This window comes from Acetobacter sp. DsW_54 (genome assembly GCF_002153575.1).
Taxonomy (GTDB): Bacteria; Pseudomonadota; Alphaproteobacteria; order Acetobacterales; family Acetobacteraceae; genus Acetobacter; species Acetobacter fabarum.
On the sequence record NZ_JOPD01000011.1, the window covers coordinates 31,586 to 45,486 of the forward strand.

Below are 13,901 nucleotides of genomic sequence, written 5' to 3' on the forward strand. Positions count from 1 at the left end.
CCTTATGCCTTTGTGGCACGGGGACGCCGCGTTGTGGCGGCTTTGCGCTTGCGTGCAGGTGCGGCTTTTTCTGCTTCTGCCACGGCTTCAGCTGCCAGACGCTCATAGCGCTTGCGGCGGCGGCGTTCCTGCACAATGCGCAGTTTTTCAACTGCGGACAGGTTCTTTGCGCTCTCTGCGGCTTCGACCTTTTCTGCCCGTTTCCGCGTTGCTTTGGCAGCTGGTTTAGCGGGAGCCGGTGCTTCCACCACAGCCTTGCGGGCTGGCTTGCGCGCGCGGGTTGGTGCAGGCTGTGCCACTTCTGCCACAGCCGCAACCTTGGCACGCGTTGCACGGGGCGCTGCCTTGGCAGTTTTTGCCTTGCGGGTTGCCTTGGCCGGAGCTTCGGCCACAACGGCGGCGGCGGCAGTTTTTGTACGGCGGGCAGGCTTGGCCGGGGCTTCCGCCGGAGCGGCGGCGGCAGTGGACTTGCTGGTTTTTCTGGCTGCTGCGGGCTTGGCCACTTTTTCTACTTTGGCCGTTTTACGTGGTGCGGCGCTCTGGCGTGTCTTGCGCGTGGTGGGAGCGGGTGCTTCCACTTCAAAAATTTCTTCTACCACTTCCACTTTTGCACGCGGCGCGCGCTTTTTGGGGGTGGTTACAGCAGCGGCGCGGGCGGGGGCACGTTTACCGGCAACAGCCTTGCGACCTTTTTTGGTTTCACTCATTCCAGCATTCCCTTTTCATCTTCTTTAAAAATATCAAGAAGAGAAAACATTCTTTTCAAAAAACAAAAACAAACCTGTTCGTGGCACATTCCGCAGCATCAGCAAAGCGCGCCCATTTCCCCCTCTACATAACAAAAATGACCGGAAATGCAAAAAAATACTCTCGTCTTTTCAAGAATAGGCTGTTTGGATTCAACCATTACACACTATATGTTCTACACTTGTTCGCAAAACTGTCATGACATGAGGATATTGCCCACATACTCAAACAAACCCTATGATCAGCGAGCGATTTTTATCTTCCGCCATCAGGAACCTTGGCCATGAAAATTAACGGCACACCTTACCGCAGCGTTTGGGTTAATGAAAAAGACGGCTGGTCCGTGCATATTTTTGACCAAACCCGCCTGCCTTTTGCGCTGGATATTCTTCAGCTGACCACACCCGAGCAGGTTGCCCACGCCATTAAAACCATGCAGGTCCGCGGCGCGCCACTTATTGGCGCAGTTGCGGCCTATGGTCTGGCCCTGGCCCTGCGCACGGACAGCTCCGATACCACACTGGAACAGCAGGCCGCCATGCTGGCCGCCACCCGCCCCACGGCCATAAATCTGGCCTGGGCGATTGAAAGAATGCTGAACCACCTCCGCCCCCTGCCCCCAGCACAACGGGCCGATGCAGCTTATGCCGAAGCAGGCCGGATCTGTGATGAAGATGCAGCCCAGAATGAAGCCATTGGCCTGCATGGTCTGGAACTGCTACACACACTGGCAGCACAACGTGGCAAGAATGACAGAATTAACATTCTGACACATTGCAATGCTGGCTGGATTGCCACAGTGGACTGGGGCACGGCACTCGCTCCCATTTACATGGCACACGACGAGGGACTGAACGTGCATGTCTGGGTGGATGAAACACGCCCCCGCAACCAGGGCGCTGCGTTAACGGCGTGGGAACTTGGCAGCCACGGCGTGCCCCACACCGTTATTGCAGACAATGCCGGTGGCCACCTGATGCAGCACGGGCTGGTTGATATGGTTATTGTTGGCACCGACCGCGTCACCCGCAATGCCGATGTTGCCAACAAGATTGGCACCTACCTGAAAGCTCTGGCCGCACGGGACAACAATGTGCCGTTCTGGGTTGCCCTGCCCTCCACCACCATAGACTGGCGCGTGGCCGATGGCATACGTGAAATCCCCATTGAAGAACGCTCGGAAGCCGAAATTACCCATATCCACGGGCGGGATGACAGCGGGCAGATCAACCGGGTGCAGATTACTCCAGACGGCAGCAAGGCCGCCAACCCCGCGTTTGACGTCACTCCGGCCCGCCTTGTTACCGGCCTGATCACAGAAAAAGGCTGCTGCGCGGCCACACCCGACGGCCTGCTCTCCCTTTTTCCCGAACGAGGCTGAAACCCCGGATCACATTGGAAAAAACGCCTGTTATGCCAAACTCTGATCAAACACCGACAACACTGTTCCTGACCGCCCATGCCGTGCCCTACACCATGCATGATTATGATTACGTGTCCGACCCGGGCAAGATCGGCCTGCATGCTGCGGCTGGCATAGGCATTGACCAGCAAAAGGTTTTTAAAACCCTGATGGTGGAAATCGACAAAAAACAGGTTGTCTGCACTGCCATTCCTGTTCACCTGAAAATGGACCTGAAAAAAGTGGCCGCTCTTTTTGGCGGTCGCAACGCCCGTATGCTTGGCGCTGAAAAAGCTGAAGCACTCACGGGTTTTCAGGTTGGGGGAATCAGCCCCTTTGGCGCACGCACAACCGTACCTGTTGTGTTTGACGAGAGCATTCTCAAGCTGGACAAGCTCTACATCAACGGTGGTGGTCGTGGCCTTGTTGTGGAACTGGCCCCGGCAGACGCCATACGCTGCGTGCAGGCCCAGACTGCCAGCATTACCGTGGATACACCCCCGGCCTGAGCAGACAAAAAAGCACATGGGGGGAGCAAAAGGAGCATAAACCCCCTTCCACCCTCCATAAAGGACGCCTATTCCTTACAACAGGGCTTTGTTCTGCAAGGCGGTGGAACCACTCCGTCCGGCCCCGAACACGGCCCTGTTCTGGTATGGAGACAAGATGCCACGCAAGCTGACTGTGGCCCTTCTGGCACCTTTGTGTCTGGCGGCCTGCACCTCCCAGCCCTCTTCGGGGGGCGGTACATCCTCCCGTGGCGGCAGTGTATCGGGCAGCTATGGTTTAAACAGCCATGTGCCGGACTTTGCCACGCGCAATTTTGAGCCTTTTAATCCGCAGGATGTCGTAGCCATTGCCATGCGCGAATGGCGCCTGTTTGGCAGCCCGGTTAATGACGATGACCCCGAACAGCGCCCCGAACCACAGGTCGCCGCCATCAAACCCGAGCGAGCACCCGGCCTGTGGCAGCGCGTGGGCGAATACTGGTGGATTGGCATGGACCCGAACATGACCGAAGCCTCCTGGAGCGGCAAACACAATGCCGATGGCCAGTTGACGGACTTTGTGCATGACGGGTCTTTTGCATGGTCGGCTGCATTTATCTCCTACGTTATGCGTATTGCCGGGGCGAATGACCGCTTTCCCTACTCGCCCAACCATTCCACCTATATCAATGCCGCGGCATCGGGGTTGTCCCCCATCCTGCGTGCGCATGACCCCGCAGCCTATACCCCCAAGGCAGGCGACCTGATCTGTGTGGCCCGTGGGCGTGGCAGGCAGAGCATCCGTTTTGCAAGCCTACCGACGTCCTACGGCTTTCCCGCGCATTGCGGCTATGTGGTCGCCACAGGCCAGAATGGCCCACCTTTTGGCCGCCAGATCAGCATTATTGGCGGTAATATTGATGATGCCGTAGCCCTGACCCACGTTCCCACGGATGAGCAGGGGCGCTTAGCAAGCCCGACCGGACAAAGCTACGACCCACGCTATCCTTGGTGTGCGGTTTTGGAAGTGCTATATGATGCACAAGAAGAACCGGACGCAGGCCGGTAGGCCGCAGGGGGCAATCCCCAACGCAGACCAGCCCCGATCGCCCAACCTGATCATAGCAAGCAGGGTATACAGATGACCGAAAGCGCAGCGCCTTCCACCACCCGTCCAGGCTGGACCTCACTCTCGCCCGACATGCCCGGTGCGGTAGGTGGAACCCCTCTTATCCTTCTGCGCAAGGCATCTGAAGCAACGGGTTGTCAGATTTACGGCAAGGCGGAGTTCATGAACCCCGGCGGCTCCGTAAAGGACCGTGCGGCCCTTGCCATTATTGATGATGCGGAGCGCCGTGGCGTGCTCAAGCCCGGTGGCACTCTGGTGGAAGGCACAGCGGGCAATACCGGCATTGGCCTGACACTGGTCGCCAACGCCCGCGGCTATAAATGCGTTATTGTCATGCCTGAAACACAAAGCCGCGAAAAAATCGGCTTTTTGCGCATGATTGGCGCGGACCTGCGCCTTGTGCCCGCCAAACCTTACCGCGACCCGGGCAATTACGTGCATGTCTCCCGCCGCCTGGCGGAAGAAAACGGCTGGGTCTGGGCCAACCAGTTTGACAACACCGCCAACCGCGAAGGCCACCGCGCCACCACGGCGCAGGAAATCTGGCAGCAGATGGATGGCAAGGTGGATGCCTTTACCTGCGCATGCGGCACGGGCGGCACACTGGCAGGTATAGCCCTTGGCCTGCACGATGCAGCCCGGCGTGACGGTGTAAAAGCCCCGCAGATTGTACTGGCAGACCCCGAAGGCTCCGGCCTGTACGGCTGGGTCAAGAATAACGACCTGTCCGTAGCCGGGTCTTCCATTACCGAGGGCATTGGCCAGTCCCGCGTGACCGGCAACCTTGAAGGCGCTCCCATTGACGATGCAGAGCGTATTCCCGACCCCGAAGCACTGGACGTGATTTACAGCCTGCTGGGGGAAGAAGGCCTGTCTGTTGGGGGGTCATCGGGCATTAATGTCGCGGCCGCCATACGCACCGCACGCAGGCTTGGGCCGGGCCATAGAATTGTGACCATTCTGGCAGATGGTGGCGCACGATATGAATCCAAACTGTTCAACCCGACCTTCCTGCGGGAGAAAAACCTGCCGGTTGCTCCCTGGCTTGATCAGTAAGATTATGCCCCTGCCCCAAGAGAGGCCGCTCAGGCCCGCTCTTGGGGCAGATTTTGCCAGCACTCGGGGTCATGCCTGTTTTCTGGCCCTTATCAAGGAGCACGCCCCCGTTTTTGGCGTGAGGTGTTGATGACAAAACTTGGTCTTCCCGAAAGCTGGCCTGTTGCGGTGTTCTGCTGCCTTGTTAACCTGAGCATTTCCATTGCCGCGTTTTGTATCGGCATTGTTGTCATTCTGGATTTTAATATCTTCCCCGGCCTTCTCTGGCTTTTTGTTTCGGCACTTACCTTGTGGCTGTCAGATGTCTGCATAGATTGGCACAACCGCCCGCCATCGCATGACAGCTAGATTTTTATGGTACAGCCCACTTCATCCACACCACCCGGCAATGAGGGCCTGACCTGTTATGAAAAAAAGCAGGCTTTCAATCCGCTGGTTTCTTACCTGCATACTACCCGATACAAGCATTTAATCCGCCTGTTTACCAAGCTGGCCGCCCAAGCCCCATCGCGCACCTTACGGGTGGTGGACATAGGCTGTGCACATGCCAAAGCGTTCCAGGTCCTCAATAGCCGCTTCAACATCACATATATCGGCATAGATCAGGATGAAGCATTAAGCGGGATTGCACGGGCAAGGTATTCGGCCCATCCGAACTTTAAAATCATCACGGGTTCCATTGCCGACCACTATGGCGAGTTCCAGAATACCGATGTTATTCTTGCTCTGGAAACCCTAGAGCATATTCCAGAAAATCTTGTTGTCCGCATTATAGAGCAGGTCGCTCTTGCTCGGCCTGCCGCCTTTATGTGCTCGGTCCCTAACGAGGTCGGCCCGGTTATTCTGGTCAAGAACATTGGCTCCCTGCTCACCGGCTATATGCGGCACAAGGAATACACATGGACCGAAACCCTGCATGCCGCACTGTTCAATCTGGATAAGGTGGAAACACACGGCACGGGCCACAAAGGGTTTGACTGGCGCTGGCTGGCACAAACCATACGCCACAACATGCGGATCAGCCAGATTCATACAAATCCGTTTGACTGGCTCCCCAAAACATTCTCGCTTTCCATCATCTTCATTTGCCTGCGCAAACCCTGAAGAATTGGGCAGTTACTCACACCCGGCATTTTCAACCTTACGCAAAGCTCGCCACCGGCACCTCGTTTTTGGGCAAAAAATAGGGCATATCCTTATGGAATGTCAGCTTTTTATCTAACCCCACATCCTAGAACAGATAGACAGTTTAGGGAGAGAGGGAGCGGACATGCAATACGGCTCAAAGACCAGGGCTATCGTCATCGAAAGGTAGAGTTCGCGCTGCCGATATGGACTGGTTAACCGAAAGAACTTGATGTAACGGTGAGACATGACTCCACGTGCTCACAGTTCGGCTTACCTGCTGGCCTTCTGGCCTCTCGTTTTGCTTGCACTGATTGCACGCCTGACATTTGGCGGAATTGCTTCCCCAACAGCACTGATCGACGATCCCCTCAAAACTTTTACGAAGCTGAGCATTCTTTGCGATGCTCAGAGCACATCGTCTGATCCAGACGGACAGAACCATCACTCAACCGCCCCCGATGATGACGGCTTTCTTCTGTCCGAGGCATTGGATCTGCTTATTGTAAGCATCGTTTTCTGTCTTTTTGCGGACTTGCGTATTGCTGTCATTCGTCAGTCATGGATGTTCACATCCATCCGGGGGCCGCCAACACCAAAACGGACTGCTCTCTGCCCGCAGGGACCTCCTGCCTGATCTGAATTGAAAGAGCCGCTCACCTACCATGCAGGTGAGCATTTTGTGCTGTCTATTCAGGTTCCTTCACATGTTTCGTACGTCTTGTTTTTCACTCCCGTTTTACGGGACACTAACGGCTGCCGCCATTTTCTCGGCCAGCACTCTGCACGCTGCCATCGGTGCAGAGAAGCCCCGCTCGCCTTTGAGTCAACATGCTCCTCCTGTGCCCAAAACCCACAAAAACCCCGTCAAAACCGAACAGATTCTTGTAACGGGGGTAAGCCGGTCGTCTGCACTTACGCGTCCGGCAGGCCAGACAACTTATAGTTCTGACAGAAGTAATTTCGCGAACCAGGTTGGCCAGAGCGTTGCCGATATGGTGGTGACCATTCCCGGCGTCAGCTTTACGCAGGGAAATGGCCCCCGCGATACGAATATTTCCATTCGTGGGTCGGGAGATCGTCAATCATGGGGACTTAAAAATATTCAGGTTCTGGAAGATGGGTTTCCCATGACTCAACCAGATGGGACAGCCCGGGCCGATCTGATCGACCCCCATGCTTATCAGGGTGTCGATGTTTTTGAGGGACCTGCCTCAACCCTGTATGGTAATTATGCCATCAACGGCGCCATCAATTTCCGCACCCGGAAGGGAGCAGATATTCACGGGCTGGAACTGGGCTCCGATTTCGGCAGTTTCGGGATGTTCAACAATTATGCCACCCTCGGCTTTGGCAACAGACACTACGATCTGATGATCTTTGGCAGCGATGTGCGTGGAAACGGCTTCATTGCCAATAGCCGTTATAATACCTCGACAGAAAATATGCGGCTTCGTGTCAATCTGACGTCATCGGATCGTCTTATCCTGAAATTCGTCAACAACGTCACCGATGCTTTTCTGCCAGCGAGATTGTCACTCAACCAGTACCGGGCCAATCCCTACCAGCAGGGGTGCACCAATGCGTCCAGTGCGGCGGCCGGTTGTGCGTCTGTCAATCTGCTGGTCAATGGCCGCTATGGCACGAAGGTTGCCATGAGCCCTGAAGAGGCAGGGTTGGGGCGCTTTGACCGGCGCACGGTGGTTGGCCTGCGCTGGGAGCATGATTTCAACAGCCACACAATCTGGCGAAACCAGTTTACGTACGATCAGCGCCATATCGACCAACCAACGTCACCTATGGCGTATGTCGGTCCTTATAATTCCTATAATGTAAGCAGCGACATAACCAACCATGCGCAACTTGCTGGCAGAGCGTTGGAAACATTTGCTGGCGTGAATTTTGATTATCTCGATTTTGGTTCACAGACTTACAACATCATGCCCCTGGGCGGTGCAACACGAGGGGCCATGAATTCGGAAAGTTATGGGCACCAGTGGAATCTTGGTGCGCGCTTTCAGGAAGACTGGCATTTTGCACCTGACTGGCACATCGTCGCCGGTCTTGGCGGCACATATTCCGACATTGGCGCAACTGAAACACTTTATGGCTACTCTGCGGCAACCATTACCCAACGAGCCATCACAGCCAATCGTTTCTATTTCAATCTCGCACCAGAAGGAGCGTTAATTTACACGCCATCCAAAGACTGGACGCTTCATACCCGTGTTGGCACAGCCTATGGCACGCCATCTTCTTCCAATCTTTTCATTACCCCACAGGGGGAATACGGAAACAATACACAACTAAAAAGCCAGACAAGTGTCGGCATTGATCTGGGCGCTGACTGGCATCCCTCTTCGACGATCAGCATTCAGGCAACAGGTTTTTACGAGTTTTATAAGAACGAACTGGTCAGCCAGTCTGCCGGTGTTAACACCGTTGGCTCCTACACTTTTAACGCACCCGCGTCCGAACATCGTGGTGTTGTTCTGGGGGTAGAGTGGAAGCCGTTGCCCAAAATGCTTCCCGGTGGTCGGGTTAAACTGAGCTACACCTACGATAATCAGATTTATACCAATTATACCGAGGTTCTTTCCAATAGCACGCTTTCACGCAGCTTCAGCCGTAAAGGGCATTATATCCCCGGGGTCATTCCCAATTTTCTTAATGCCCGCTTTCTTTACGACCAGCCTGACGGCTTACTGGAAGGGCTGGGCGGATACGCGGAAGTCACGTGGCGTGATTCTTATTGGCTGGATAACGCCAATCGGCTGAAAGCGCCGGGGTATGCGCTGCTTAATCTTGAAATACATTATGATCCCCCCGCCCGGTTTGGCTGGGCACATCGTTTGCACTGGTATTTTGAGGTACAGAACGTCGCCAACCAGACCTATATCGCGGGAGCTACAAACATCAGCGATAAACTACAGGCCAATGGTCAGCAGGCCGGTGCCACGACACTCATGAACAGCACAGGCTCCATCTACGCGGGTTCGCCCCGTGCGTATTTTGGCGGCATGCGGATCAGGTTTTGAGGGATAGTGCCATGACCATACACATTGCCACTCACTGGCCAGACCGTCGCACGCTCTGGCGCTGGCATTTCTTCGCAGGGCTGTTCTGCCTGCCTTTTGTGGCTTTTCTCTCTCTGACCGGAGCAGTTTATCTCTTCAAACCCCAGATTAATGACTGGATTGACTGGCGATATGACCATCTGCCCACAGTTCAGTCGCCCTCTCCCAAGCGTGACGTTCAGGCTGCTTTATCAGCAGTGCCGCAAGGGGCTTTACTGGCTTATGAACTTCCGCGGACTTCGCAAAGTGCCGCACGTGTTCTGGTCAGCAGGCCAGATGGAGAAGCCGTGCGGGTCTATGTGGACAGGAACACCCACACTGTTGTGAAAACTGTTCTGGAAGAAAGCAGATTTGAGCGGCTGGTTTTCCGGCTGCATGGGCAGTTGCTGTTGGGTAATGTGGGTTCTGTCATTATGGAAATGGTTGCATCATGGACCATTGTGCTCATTGTGACAGGCCTGCTGCTCTGGTGGCCACGCGGTCAGAAGGGACTGGCAGGCGTTGTTTATCCACGCCTTGGCACAAAGGGACGAACCCGGTGGCGGGATCTCCATGCTGTTACTGGAGTGTGGGCGTCAGTGTTTCTGGTGCTGTTTCTGGTATCCGGTCTACCGTGGTCCTTTGTCTGGGGGCATGCCCTGCAATCGGTCGAAAACACGTTTGGTCGCCTGACCTCTGTCAAGGACTGGGAAATCGGCGCGGTTCCAGCCGCCACGGTCATTGCCGGGTATCCGGTCGGGCCATCACAGAAGCAGCCTGCAACAGGCAGCATGGATATGCCCGGTATGGACATGCCAACCGTCTCCACCTCTTTTCCCAAAGAGGACTTGGTAAGCAGTCTGAATACTGTTGTGCAGACTGCGAGCACTCTCTCCCTGCCCGCTCCGGTCATCATTACGCCATCTGGTTCTATGTGGACTGTGCGTTCCGACACGCAAAACCGACCTTTGCGAGAAAGTGTGACGGTAACATCAGATGGCCATGTGCTGGCACATACAACCTTCGCCCGGAAAGGCCTTATGGATCGGATCATTGGCTACGGCGTTGCGGCACATGAAGGCCAGCTTTTTGGAGGGATAAATCAGGTCATCAATCTGTTGGTGGCAATGGGCTTACTGGCGATGAGTAGTGCTGCAACTGTATTGTGGCTTAAACGTAAACCTGCGGGATCCCTGGGGGCTCCGCCCGCCATGCACTCTCAGCAATATGGAATTATCGGCATTGTAATGCTCGTTACTCTAGGGCTACTTCTACCAGAGCTGGGGGCCGCATTACTTGTTCTGGCCATTGCAAACCGGATATTTGCGAAATTCCGTCCGGCCTGACATCACGATGGCGGTAAAAGCCGCCTGAGTTCGCTTGCAATCTGGTGGGCACTGGCATCCACGGGCATCATGCCGACCAGATGGTTGTGCCCATCCATGAAGTAAAGAAGCGAACTATGATCAATGAGATAGCCTGAACCATTGGGGGCCTGACGTCGTGCGGAAACATGAAAAGCCTTCACGACCGACTGAAGCTGAGTTTCGGACCCAGTCAGGCCAACAATACGAGGGGAAAACCGTTCAACGTAATCCTGTAAAACTTTTGGGGTATCCCGTTCGGGATCAACTGAAATAAACACGGGAACAATGCTTTCTCCCCGCTTACCAAGCTCATCAAGAGCTGCTGATACAGTTGCAAGTGTCAACGGGCAGATGTCTACACAGTGCGTATAGCCAAAATACAGAAGCGTATAATGCCCCCCAAAAGCCGCCTGAGTGACGATCTGCCCCTGACCATTAACCAGAGTGTAAGGCCCACCTATTTGCGTATGCTTCTGCGACGTCAGAAATATTCGCAGGCATGCAGCGCCAGAAAACAGAAGCAAGATGATACCAAACAGAGGAAATATTTTTTTCCACTCCTGCCATCTGGAAAGGGGCATTGGCTTGGTTAATGCAATCTTTGTGGGCTTTTTGCGATTCATCGTGCCATCATAGCAAACAGTATGCCGAACGACAGCAAGACATCCCTTTTCAATTTCAAAGGCTGCTTTTTATTACACACAAACATAAGGCCGAGCTCCCATTCTCGCCCCATTGCCGACATAAGCGCAGCAGGCATCAGCTCTTAAAATCCATCCAAAATGCGCTTATTGTTTTTATCATTAATCAGTAGATATTTCTGATCTGAGTGAAAAATTAGCCACATTAAATGGATTCATACCTCACTAATCAACGGGCTCTTGGCCAGCATCGCTCCATGCCGCTTACAAGTTGCCCAACTTGGTATCGGTTTAAATCATGGCATCAGACTCGGTCTGTGCCACGCACTATGCCGTAAAAAATTACTGCTTGGCGATACCGTCCGGTGCCAGACAATGCCCGAGCAAAAAACAAAAAAAGCCCGCATTTCTGCGGGCTTTAAGGCACTTTCATGCCCGGTGATGCCACCCTATGCCAGACGCGGGATTATTCCCACTCAATCGTACCCGGGGGTTTGGAGGTGATGTCATATGTCACGCGGTTAATGCCGCGGACCTCGTTAACAATCCGCCCGGCCACTTTGGTCAGGAAGCTCATGTCAAACGGGTAAACATCTGCTGTCATGCCGTCTGTGCTGGTTACGGCACGCAGGGCACAGGCCTGATCATACGTCCGGCCATCCCCCATAACGCCCACGGTGCGCACGGGCAGAAGCACGGCAAAAGCCTGCCAGATGGCATCGTACAGACCGGCTGCGCGGATTTCTTCCAGAAAAACGGTATCCACCTTACGCAGAAGATCCAGCTTTTCACGCGTGATGTTCCCGGGAATACGAATGGCAAGCCCCGGACCGGGGAACGGATGCCGCCCGACAATAACTTCCGGAATCCCAAGCTCACGCCCCAGATCGCGCACTTCGTCCTTGAACAGTTCACGCAGCGGTTCCACCAACTGCATGTTCATGCGTTCGGGCAGGCCACCAACGTTATGATGGGACTTGATGGTAACAGACGGGCCACCCGTAAAGCTCACGCTCTCGATCACATCGGGGTAGAGTGTGCCCTGAGCAAGGAACTGCGCGCCGCCGAGTTTGGTGGCTTCTTCCTCAAACACTTCCACAAACAAACGGCCGATGGTCTTGCGCTTGATTTCCGGGTCTGTCACGCCGTCGAGGGCGCTCAGGAAGATGTCAGACGCATCCCGGTGAATAAGCTGGATGTTGAACTGGCCACGGAAGGTTTTGATAACGTCATCCGCCTCCCCTGCACGCAGCATGCCGTGATCGACAAAAATGCAGGTAAGCTGTTCGCCAATGGCCTCGTGGATCAGCACGGCAGCAACGGAGGAATCCACACCGCCGGACAGGCCGCAGATTACCTTGCCGGTCCCTACCTGAGCACGGATACGGGCAATTTCCATTTCGCGGAAACCCGCCATGGTCCATGACCCAGAGCAGCCTGCCACGTTATGCGTAAAATTTTCCAGCAGTGCTGCACCGTGCGGTGTATGCACAACTTCGGGGTGGAACTGCACACCGTAAAGGCGGCGCCCTTCATCTGCGATCACCGCAAACGGTGCCCCCTGGCTGACCGCCACCGTACGGAACCCCGGCGGCAATGCCACCACCCGGTCACCATGACTCATCCAGACCTGTTCACGCCCACCACGTGCCCATGCCCCACGGAACAGGGCGCAATCTTCTACAATATCAACAAAGGCGCGGCCGAACTCGCGGTGTTCTCCGCTTTCCACTTCCCCGCCCAGCTGCTTGCACATGGCCTGCTGACCATAGCAGATACCCAGAACGGGCACTGCCATCTCAAACACCACATCCGGAATTCTGGGGGCATCGGGCCCATTTACGCTGGCCGGGCCGCCGGACAGAATAATGCCACGCGGAGCAAAAGAACGTATTTTTTCAGCATCTGTCGTAAAGGGCCAGATTTCGCAATACACGCCGCTTTCACGCACACGGCGGGCAATCAGCTGCGTAACCTGACTGCCAAAATCCAGAATCAGAATACGGTCATGGTGCAAGGCTTCATCCAGCACAACAGGTGAAACGGGTTGAGCGGCATCGGACATGGGTCATGGTTCTTTCTGGTCTGCGTCAGGGTTGGCTTTCTTGTGCAGTGGCGACAAACACGCTCAAGGCCCACCACTAAGTAAGTATGACAGCGGATATAAAGCCATGCGGCGGCCTCGTCACCCTATAAAAGCCAGAATAACGAGCAAATCTGTTTTCCACCCGGGCTTGCCACAACCTGCTTACCACCCCAGATTCAGGCTGACAGCACAGGAGAGCACCGAACATGAACGCCAGACACTTGCAGTTATGCGGATACGCCGCCCTGCTGGGCATGGGGTTGGCAGCCTTTAGCCCCGCACAGGCCGCCACCTCCGCTGCCAATGACCCATATGGGGACTGGACAGGCATGCTGGTAACGGACAAAGGCCGCGACTGCCCGACCGAAGGGCTATCCTATATGCAGATCCAGCCCAAGCGCATGATATTTGTGCCCCAGATGGGCAACCTGGTCCTGCATGGTGTCCCCAACAAGGAGCGCCAGCACTACCATGCCCAGCTTATTCTGACCGATGCCCGCAAGCAGCCCCTACCCATTGTTTTTGAGGCCCACCCGATAGACGACACGTTTGAAGGTGTTTACGGCACCCCCACCTGCCGCGCGCACATCATACTCCGCCGCCCGGAGAACCACCCGCTGGATAACTTTTTGAACCGAAATTAGAAAAAAAAATCAAAAATATCATTTTTAGGGGTTGCCGAGGTCCGGATGCTCGGCTAAACACCCCCTCACGGCGCACCCGTAGCTCAACTGGATAGAGCACCAGACTACGAATCTGGGGGTTAGAGGTTCGAGTCCTCTCGGGTGCACCACACTTTCCTTA

General features: G+C 55.0%; 13 protein-coding genes and 1 tRNA gene. 11 read left to right on the plus strand and 3 right to left on the minus strand.

What is annotated here, in order from left to right; all coding sequences use genetic code 11:
* Positions 1-2: 2 nt before the first annotated feature.
* Positions 3-707, minus strand: coding sequence for a hypothetical protein (locus tag HK20_RS06155; RefSeq protein ID WP_086646210.1), 705 nt, complete (start codon positions 705-707; stop codon positions 3-5).
* 323 nt (positions 708-1,030) lie between these two features.
* Here HK20_RS06155 and mtnA point away from each other — a divergent pair, with 323 nt between their 5' ends.
* The 9 genes from mtnA (at position 1,031) to HK20_RS06200 (ending at position 10,349) form a co-directional block, all read left to right on the plus strand.
* Complete coding sequence (gene mtnA, locus HK20_RS06160; protein WP_086646211.1) at positions 1,031-2,128, plus strand: S-methyl-5-thioribose-1-phosphate isomerase; 1,098 nt, start codon at positions 1,031-1,033, stop codon at positions 2,126-2,128.
* Between the two features lie 32 nt (positions 2,129-2,160).
* On the plus strand, positions 2,161-2,658 hold the full coding sequence (locus HK20_RS06165; RefSeq protein ID WP_086646255.1) for an aminoacyl-tRNA deacylase: 498 nt from the start codon (positions 2,161-2,163) through the stop codon (positions 2,656-2,658).
* A 157-nt stretch (positions 2,659-2,815) separates the two neighbouring features.
* Positions 2,816-3,706, plus strand: a complete 891-nt coding sequence (locus tag HK20_RS06170) for a DUF2272 domain-containing protein (RefSeq protein ID WP_086646212.1) — start codon at positions 2,816-2,818, stop codon at positions 3,704-3,706.
* Positions 3,707-3,778: 72 nt separating this feature from the next.
* Positions 3,779-4,822: a cysteine synthase A gene (locus tag HK20_RS06175; protein ID WP_086646213.1), complete on the plus strand. Its 1,044-nt coding sequence runs from the start codon at positions 3,779-3,781 to the stop codon at positions 4,820-4,822.
* A 129-nt stretch (positions 4,823-4,951) separates the two neighbouring features.
* The gene (locus HK20_RS06180) at positions 4,952-5,170 is read left to right on the plus strand and encodes a hypothetical protein (protein ID WP_086646214.1); all 219 of its coding nucleotides are present in this window, start codon (positions 4,952-4,954) and stop codon (positions 5,168-5,170) included.
* 6 nt (positions 5,171-5,176) lie between these two features.
* Positions 5,177-5,926, plus strand: a complete 750-nt coding sequence (locus tag HK20_RS06185; protein WP_086646215.1) for a bifunctional 2-polyprenyl-6-hydroxyphenol methylase/3-demethylubiquinol 3-O-methyltransferase UbiG — start codon at positions 5,177-5,179, stop codon at positions 5,924-5,926.
* A 268-nt stretch (positions 5,927-6,194) separates the two neighbouring features.
* Positions 6,195-6,584, plus strand: a complete 390-nt coding sequence (locus tag HK20_RS06190) for a hypothetical protein (RefSeq protein WP_086646216.1) — start codon at positions 6,195-6,197, stop codon at positions 6,582-6,584.
* A gap of 70 nt (positions 6,585-6,654) precedes the next feature.
* On the plus strand, positions 6,655-8,985 hold the full coding sequence (locus HK20_RS06195) for a TonB-dependent receptor domain-containing protein (protein WP_086646217.1): 2,331 nt from the start codon (positions 6,655-6,657) through the stop codon (positions 8,983-8,985).
* Between the two features lie 11 nt (positions 8,986-8,996).
* Positions 8,997-10,349, plus strand: a complete 1,353-nt coding sequence (locus HK20_RS06200) for a PepSY domain-containing protein (RefSeq protein WP_086646218.1) — start codon at positions 8,997-8,999, stop codon at positions 10,347-10,349.
* 2 nt (positions 10,350-10,351) lie between these two features.
* On the opposite strand, the gene HK20_RS06205 is transcribed toward HK20_RS06200, so the two are convergent.
* Both HK20_RS06205 and guaA read right to left on the minus strand, forming a co-directional pair.
* Positions 10,352-10,993 (minus strand): SCO family protein, encoded by a 642-nt coding sequence (locus HK20_RS06205; protein ID WP_086646219.1) that lies wholly within the window; start codon positions 10,991-10,993, stop codon positions 10,352-10,354.
* A 484-nt stretch (positions 10,994-11,477) separates the two neighbouring features.
* Positions 11,478-13,076, minus strand: a complete 1,599-nt coding sequence (gene guaA, locus HK20_RS06210; RefSeq protein ID WP_086646220.1) for a glutamine-hydrolyzing GMP synthase — start codon at positions 13,074-13,076, stop codon at positions 11,478-11,480.
* Positions 13,077-13,303: 227 nt separating this feature from the next.
* On the opposite strand from guaA, the gene HK20_RS06215 reads away from it, so the two are divergent.
* On the plus strand, positions 13,304-13,741 hold the full coding sequence (locus HK20_RS06215; protein ID WP_086646221.1) for a hypothetical protein: 438 nt from the start codon (positions 13,304-13,306) through the stop codon (positions 13,739-13,741).
* Between the two features lie 72 nt (positions 13,742-13,813).
* A tRNA-Arg gene (locus HK20_RS06220) sits at positions 13,814-13,890 on the plus strand.
* Positions 13,891-13,901 lie beyond the last annotated feature (11 nt).